At 69.4% G+C, this 7,119-nt stretch carries 7 protein-coding genes; 2 read left to right on the plus strand and 5 right to left on the minus strand.

Annotated features, from left to right (window positions below; all coding sequences use genetic code 11):
• Positions 1 to 76 precede the first annotated feature (76 nt).
• Together NFU04_RS16160 and NFU04_RS16165 are read left to right on the plus strand one after the other, a co-directional pair.
• Positions 77 to 796: an RNA methyltransferase gene (locus NFU04_RS16160; RefSeq protein ID WP_251310434.1), complete on the plus strand. Its 720-nt coding sequence runs from the start codon at positions 77 to 79 to the stop codon at positions 794 to 796.
• Positions 797 to 968: 172 nt separating this feature from the next.
• Positions 969 to 2,069, plus strand: coding sequence for a pyridoxal phosphate-dependent aminotransferase (locus NFU04_RS16165; protein ID WP_251310435.1), 1,101 nt, complete (start codon positions 969 to 971; stop codon positions 2,067 to 2,069).
• Between the two features lie 342 nt (positions 2,070 to 2,411).
• On the opposite strand, the gene NFU04_RS16170 is transcribed toward NFU04_RS16165, so the two are convergent.
• The 5 genes from NFU04_RS16170 to NFU04_RS16190 are packed head-to-tail and all read right to left on the minus strand — an operon-like array spanning position 2,412 to position 6,804.
• A complete protein-coding gene (locus NFU04_RS16170; RefSeq protein WP_251310436.1) occupies positions 2,412 to 3,368 on the minus strand; it encodes an Lnb N-terminal periplasmic domain-containing protein in 957 nt (318 codons plus the stop codon).
• Positions 3,369 to 3,424: 56 nt separating this feature from the next.
• Complete coding sequence (locus NFU04_RS16175) at positions 3,425 to 4,396, minus strand: branched-chain amino acid transaminase (RefSeq protein WP_251310437.1); 972 nt, start codon at positions 4,394 to 4,396, stop codon at positions 3,425 to 3,427.
• Complete coding sequence (locus tag NFU04_RS16180; protein ID WP_251310438.1) at positions 4,393 to 5,508, minus strand: class II histone deacetylase; 1,116 nt, start codon at positions 5,506 to 5,508, stop codon at positions 4,393 to 4,395. The genes NFU04_RS16175 and NFU04_RS16180 overlap by 4 nt, the downstream gene beginning before the upstream one ends.
• The gene (lhpI, locus tag NFU04_RS16185) at positions 5,505 to 6,446 is read right to left on the minus strand and encodes a bifunctional Delta(1)-pyrroline-2-carboxylate/Delta(1)-piperideine-2-carboxylate reductase (RefSeq protein WP_251310439.1); all 942 of its coding nucleotides are present in this window, start codon (positions 6,444 to 6,446) and stop codon (positions 5,505 to 5,507) included. The genes NFU04_RS16180 and lhpI overlap by 4 nt, the downstream gene beginning before the upstream one ends.
• Position 6,447: 1 nt before the next feature.
• Positions 6,448 to 6,804 (minus strand): RidA family protein, encoded by a 357-nt coding sequence (locus tag NFU04_RS16190; RefSeq protein WP_195861905.1) that lies wholly within the window; start codon positions 6,802 to 6,804, stop codon positions 6,448 to 6,450.
• Positions 6,805 to 7,119: the final 315 nt, after the last annotated feature.

Below are 7,119 nucleotides of genomic sequence, written 5' to 3' on the forward strand. Positions count from 1 at the left end.
CCTCAGGCGCCCGCCCTTTCCCCCGTCACCGTGCTAGAATTTGCCGCCTGTTTTTGATCATCAGGGCCGTTCTGCCATGCTCGCCAATCTTCGCGTCGTCCTCGTCCAGACCTACCACCCCGGCAATATCGGTGCCTCGGCCCGGGCCATGAAGACCATGGGGCTGACGGACCTGGTGCTGGTCAATCCCCGCCAGTTTCCCGACCCGGAGGCGAGCCGGCTGGCCGCCGGCGCCGAGGATATCGTCGAGTCCGCCCGGGTGGTGGAGTCCCTGGAGGCGGCGGTCAGTGACTGTGTGCAGGTGGTGGGCGCCAGCGCCCGGCTGCGCAACCAGCCGCTGCCCCACTACGACGAGCCGGACGCCATGGCCCGCGACCTGGTCACCCAGGCCGAGCACGACCCGGTGGCGCTGGTCTTCGGCCGCGAGCGCTTCGGCCTGACCAACGACGAGATCCGCTGCTGCAGCCATCAGGTCAGCATTCCCGCCAATCCGGACTACGGCATCTTGAACCTCTCCCAGGCGGTGCAGGTGCTGGCCTACGAGGTCTTCACGGCCTGGCGCCGGCGGCCGGAGAGCGGCTATGCGCCGCAACGTCCCACCCAGGAGCGCCAGCCGAGCCGCGAGGAACTGGCGCATTTCCATGCCCACCTCGCCCGGGTGATGCAGGTCAGCGGCTTTATCACCCAGCCCCATGCCCGCACCGAACAGCACCTGCAGGCCCTGTTCGCCCGCGCCCAGCCCAATCGCAAGGAGCTCTCCCTGCTGCGCGGGCTGCTGGCGTCGCTGGAGCCCTAGGAGAAACTAGGGCGACTTCGTCGCCAATCGCCTGCTGAAGCAGGCTCCTACCACCCCAGCCTCCTCCGATTGTGGGGGCTCGCTTCAGCCGTCGATCGGTCTTCGGCAGGCCCCCATCCCCGCCCGGTTGTGGCACCATGGGGTCATCGCTTTTCGGCAACAAGGCTGTGCTATGTCCCGCTTCCCCAAGCATCTGACGGGTTCCGGCCCGACCAACCCCTTCCCCGGCATCAAGGTCCTGGAGCGGCGCCTGGGTCGGGAGATTCCCCACCGCCTGGGCTCCAACGAGGGCCTCGACATGCCCCATCGGGCGCTGCGCGAGCACTTCGGCGATGCCCTGGTGGAGCACGTCTACTGCTACGGCGATGCCGAGGCATTGGGCATCCGCCAACGCCTCGCCGAACAGCGTGGCGTGCCGCTGGAGCAACTGCTGGTGGATGCCGGCGCCGACAGCCTGATCGCCCTGGCGCTGCGCGGCCTGGTGAGCCCCGGTGAAACGGTGGTGACCACCGCCGGTACCTACCCCACCTTCGGCTACTTCGCCCAGGGCCAGGGGCTCGATCTGCACGAGGTCGCCTATCGGGAGGCGCCGGGCGTGCTGGCTCCGGACCTGGAGGCGTTGATCGCGGCGGCCCATGACACCCAGGCACGCCTGGTCTACCTGGCCAACCCGGACAACCCCAGCGGCCACCTCCATGCCGATCAGGCCATCCGCGCCCTGCGCGCCCGCCTGCCCGAGGAGTGCTGGCTGCTGCTCGACGAGGCCTATCACGACTTCCGCGACGACGCCGAGGCGCCCGAGCTGAACCAGGCCCTGCCCGGGGTGGTGCGCCTGCGCACCCTCTCCAAGGCCCACGGTCTGGCGGGGCTGCGGGTCGGCTATGCCATCGCCGAGGCCGAGCCCCTGGCCATGCTGATGAAGGTGCGCATCCACTATGCGGTCTCGACCCTGAGCCAGGCCGCCGCCGAGGTGGTGCTGGATCACCCGGAGGAGGTAGCCGCCCATATCGCCGCGGTCAAGGCCCGCCGCGAGCGCCTCGCCGAGCATTTCCGCGCCCTCGGCGCCGAGGTGCTGCCGAGCGCCACCAACTTTATCGGCATTCGCCTGGCCAGTGCCGAGCTGGCCGAAAGCGTCAATCGCCAGTTGCTGGAGGCGGGTCGGCTGATCGCCCGGCCCGGGCATCCGGCCCTGGGGCATCTCCTGCGCATCACCGCGGTGGAGGACGCCTTGACGCCCGGACGACTAGGGATCCTGGAGCGAGCCCTGCGCTAGGCCATTGAAAACTGGCTGCGCTCGGCCATACGGCGTTAAAAATCGGCTCAAAGTACTCATTTACAGCCCGTAAACTCCGTCTTTTCGCCGATTTTTGCCTTGTCTGGCCATCGCTCGCCGACTTTTCAAACAAAGTCTGGCCGTCATGTACCGTTAACAACATCGTTATGCCATTGTCATCTATGCCGACTAGAGTGAAATGGCGGCAAGGGACACTGCCGCACGCCACGCCAGGGATGCGAGGGGCCAGGAGGCTCCGCAGGGAACATCGGCACCGGGAGGGTGCCCAGGGAGGGCCAGGATCACCACGCCACCGACGGGAGTCGGCGGCGTTTTTTTTGGTTATTCCCACCCCGGCACGCCCCGGCGGATGCGCCGGGAGAAGTCGCCGGCCTCGCCGGCGGTGCGGGCCGCCTCGGTGATATCGGCGCGGGCCTGGAGCTCGGCCAGGGAATAGCCCGGCACCAGGCCGCCGACCTTATGGATATAGGCCGGCAGTCGCCCGGTGAGCAGCAATCGATAATCCAGGGGCAGGCCGTCGACGATGCGCCGCATCATGGCATAGACCAGGGTCGAACAGTTGGCGGTGACGGTGTGATAGAAACGTGGCCGCTCGCGCAGGGCGTTGGCCTCCTCCACGTAGGCCAGCAGCAGTTCCCGCCGCGCCCTGGGCGACATCTGGATACGATAGAGGCGCATCCGCTCGTCCCGATGCCGCACGCGGGCCCCCACCAGGTCGCGCTCGTCGCCGGCGACGATGCTCAGCTCATACTGCTTGAAGAAGCCGGCCAGTTCCGAGAAGGCCTGGCCCCGCTCGCGGCGGATCTCCACCGAGAAGGTCACCACCTCGCCATCATCGAAGCCGAAGGACACCATCACATGGGAGATCATCGGCAGCCCCCAGTTGGAGAGCAGTAGATCCACCGAGGCGAGCCGCGACAGGTCGTAGTCGCGAGTCTCCCAGCACGGTTCGGCGCGGTGGCGGTCCTGCCAGCGGAAGTCGCGCACCCCCGCGAGGATCAATCGCTCGCCCTCCACCCGGCCATGGGTCAGCTCGGCGAGCTCCGGCAACCAGTCCCCGTCGAGGCTGGGGCGCAGTTGCCACCACCAGGCGAGCAGCGCCGCATGCAGGCCCCCCTGGGCCAGCGCCGCCGCCCCGGGCCGGCCCCAGAGGGCCAGGCCCAGCAGCGCCAGGCTCAGCCCTCCCCAGGCCAACGCCCAGGGGCGCCCCGCCCGATACTCCAGCGCGAGCGCCCCCCAACTCCCCGACAGCAGTACCAGCAACACCGCCCACGCCATGCCACCTCCGACACCCTGAATTCGCGCTTATGATGCCAGAGATGCCGCGACGGGCCTTAAACGGCGGTCAGCCAGTCGCGGAAGGCCGCGAGCTCCGGGTCGAGCTCGCCCCGGGTCACCCGCCGGTAGAGCGCCTGCAGGCGGGCGGTCAGCGAGTCGTCGGCGATGGGCTCGCACACCGCCGGGGCCCCGGCCCGGGCGCCGATATGGCGGCCATCGAGTTCGCGCAGCGGCAACAGCTCGGCGGCGGTGCCGGTCAGGAAGGCCTCGTCGGCCAGGTAGAGCTCGTCGCGGGTGATGCGCCGTTCACGCACCTCCATGCCCAGCACCTCCCGGGCCAGGCGAATCACGCTGTCGCGGGTAATGCCCTGCAGGCAGGAGGTGACCTCCGGGGTATGCAGCACCCCGTCGCGGAGCAGGAAGACATTGGCCGCCGAGGCCTCCGCCACATAGCCCTCCGGGTCGAGCATGATGGCCTCGTCGAAGCCCGCCTTGACCGCGGTATTGAGGGCCAGCATGGCGTTGACGTAGTGGCCGTTGGTCTTGGCCCGACACAGGCTGATATTGACGTGGTGGCGGGCCCAGGAAGAGGTCAGGGCGCGCAGGCCGAGGCGCGCCGCCTGGGGCGAGATATAGTCGCCCAGGTCCCAGGCGGCGATCATCACATGGCTTGAGAGCCCCTTGGCGCGCAGCCCCAGCCCCTCGGCGCCGAGGAAGACGGTGGGCTTGAGGTAGGCGTTGCTGAGGCCATTTTTGGTCAGGCACTGGCGCTGGGCCTGGATCAGCTCATTGGCGCCGCAAGATAACGGTATATCCAGGGCGTGGGCGCTATCCAGCAGCCGCCGGGTATGCTCCGCCACCCGGAACAGCTGGGTGCCGCCGGGGCCGGCGTAGGCGCGTACCCCCTCGAAGCAGCCCATGCCGTAGTGCAGGCTATGGGTCAGCAGATGGGTCTGGGCCTCCCGCCAGGGCAGCCAGTCGCCGTCCAGCCAGATCCAACCGTCCCTATCATAAAGCGGGGTCGTCATCGCGCTTCTCCTTCGAGCCTACGCCGCCAGCCGTCGATCAGGTCGCGCTGGTGGGGTTGCAGGGCCTGATAGCCCCAGGCGGCGATCTCGTCGTTCTGGGGGTCGGGTACCGAGATATGGCTGCCGGCCAGGGTCTGGATCACCGCATGGCCGCACAGCGGCACATAGCCTTCCGAGTAGCCGCCCTCGTGGATCATCACCAGGCGCCCGCCGCAGACCCGCTCGGCCAGGGCCTTGACCCGGGCGGTCATGGACGCGAAGGCGGCGCTGTTGAGCAGCATCTTGCCGAGCGGGTCCTTGGCGCCGGCGTCATAGCCGCAGGCGACGATGATCAGCGCCGGAGCGAAGGCCTCCAGGGCCGGCAGCACCAGCTCACGCATGGCGTAATCGTAGGCGCCCAGGCCCGAGCCCGGCGGCAGCGGCAGGTTAAGGTTGGCGCCCTGCCCCGCGCCCTCGCCGCGCTCCTCGAAGGCGCCGCTGTCCAGCGGGTAGTTGGCGGCCTGATGGATCGAGATCGTCAGGGTCTCGGGGTCCGCGTAGAAGGCCGACTGCTGACCATTGCCGTGGTGTACGTCCCAGTCGAGGATCGCCACCCGCCCCAGGGACCCCGTGGCGCGGGCCTGGTGCACGGCGATGGGGATATTGCCCAGCAGGCAGAAGCCGCGGCCGCGATCCGCCTCGGCATGGTGGCCCGGCGGGCGACACAGGGCATAGGCATTGGCGAGCTCCCCCCGGGCCACCGCCTCCACCGCTGCCATGGCCAGCCCCGCCGAGTGGCGCGCCGCGGCCAGGCTGCCGGGGGTGTAGGGGGCGCAATCGCCGCCGTCGCCGCCCCGGGCCGCGTCCCCCGCCTCCAGGGCATCCAGGTAGGCGGCGGTATGGAAGCGCGCCAGGGCCTGGCGATCGGCGGGTAGGGCCTTGCGCACCACCAGCTCGTCGATCAGCCCGGAGACCTCCAGCAGGTTCTTCAGGCGGCGCTTGCTCTCGGGGCTCTCCGAGGCGGGCTGGGGCTGCAGGAATTCCCCCGGGGCCGAGAAGACCCCGATGGCCCCGGCGTCGTGCCAGAAGCAGCGCTCGTGCCAGAAGAAGCCCGTCCCGACGGCCGGACTCATGCCCCGCCCTCCTGGCGCTCCCACACCTCGATGGCCGCCGCCAGGTCCTCCAGCGATGCCCCCACCGACTTGAAGAGGGTGATCGCCTCCGGCGAGGAGCGTCCAGGCTTGTCGCCGCGCAGCAGTTCGGCCAGCTCGCCGCGAATGGAATCAAAAGCGAAGGCCCCCTCGTCGATGGCCTGGAGGATATCCCCCGCCTCGCCCCGGGCCCCGGCGTAGGTGTCCACGTAGACCTCGCTACGCGCCAGGCAATCGGCATCGGTCTCGCGCATGCTGGGACGGAAGGCGCCGATCAGGTCCAGGTGGCTGCCCGGGGCGAGCCAGGCGCCGCGAATCAGCGGCTCCCGGGAGAGCGTCACGCAACTGACGATATCCGCCTCCCGGCAGGCATGCTCGAGGTCCTCCACGGCGGCGGTGTCGAAACGCCCTGCGTAGTCGGCGGCGATGGCCCGGGCCTTGTCGAGGTTGCGCCCCCAGACCCGCACCCGCTTGATGGGGCGCACCGCGGCATGGGCCTCGATGACCATGGGCGCCAGCTTGCCGGTGCCCACCACCAGCAGGGTCTCGGCATCGTCCCGGGCCAGGGCCTGGGCCGCCAGGGCCGAGGCGGCGGCGGTGCGCCGACGGGTCAGCTCGCTGCCGTCGAGGCAGGCCAGGGGCCGGCCGTGCCGGCCCTCGCTGAGCAGGTAGACCCCGGCGATGGCCGGCAGGCCGTGCTCGGCGTTCTGTGGAAAGACGTTGACCATCTTGACGCCGATATAGCCGGCGGCCTCCCAGGCCGGCATCAGCAGCATGGTGGCCTCGCCGTCGGGGCGATGCATGGCGTGGTGGTGGCGCGGCGGCGCCTCCACCCCCTGGACGAAGGTCTTGCCGAGGCGCGCCACCAGGGCCTGCCAGTCCAGGGCCCGGGCGACCTCCTCGGCGCTGATGATGCGCATCTCAGGCCTCCGGCAGGGCGGCGGTGACCATGATCTCCACCTTCCACTCGGGCTTGGCCAGCTTGGCCTCCACCGCGGCGCGGACCGGCGGGCGTCCCGGCACCACCCAGGCGTCCCAGGCGGCGTTCATGGCGTCGAACTCGGCCATGCTGGTGACCCAGATCTGGGCGCTGATCAGGTGCTGCTTGGAGGTACCGGCCTCGGCCAGCAGCTCGTCGATGCGGGTCAGTACCTGTTCGGTCTGGCCGCGCATCTCGGCGGAGGCGTCGCTGGGCACCTGGCCGGCCAGGTAGACGGTGCCGTTGTGCACGGTGATCTGGCTCATGCGGGCATTGCTGTGGTGATAGCTGACGGTCATGGCGTGTCTCTCTTTTCGGTTGGTTTTCACTTATCCGGCGCCCTAAGGCGCCATTCTCTGGGGCGACTACGTCGCCCAATCGCTCGGGGAACCGGGGCGCCGGAACACCGGATCGCCTGCTGAAGCAGGCTCCTACCACCCCGGTGACACCCCCCACCCCGTAGGAGCTAGCTTTAGATGGCGATCTGCTGAAACAGGCTCCTACTAGCCCGGTGACAACCCCCACCCCGTAGGAGCTAGCTTTAGCTGGCGATCTGTGGACGCTGGCTCCTACCCCCCGGTGACAACCCCCACCCCGTAGGAGCTAGCTTTAGC

This window comes from Halomonas sp. NCCP-2165 (assembly GCF_023708045.1).
In the GTDB taxonomy this organism is placed as follows: Bacteria; Pseudomonadota; Gammaproteobacteria; order Pseudomonadales; family Halomonadaceae; genus Bisbaumannia; species Bisbaumannia pacifica.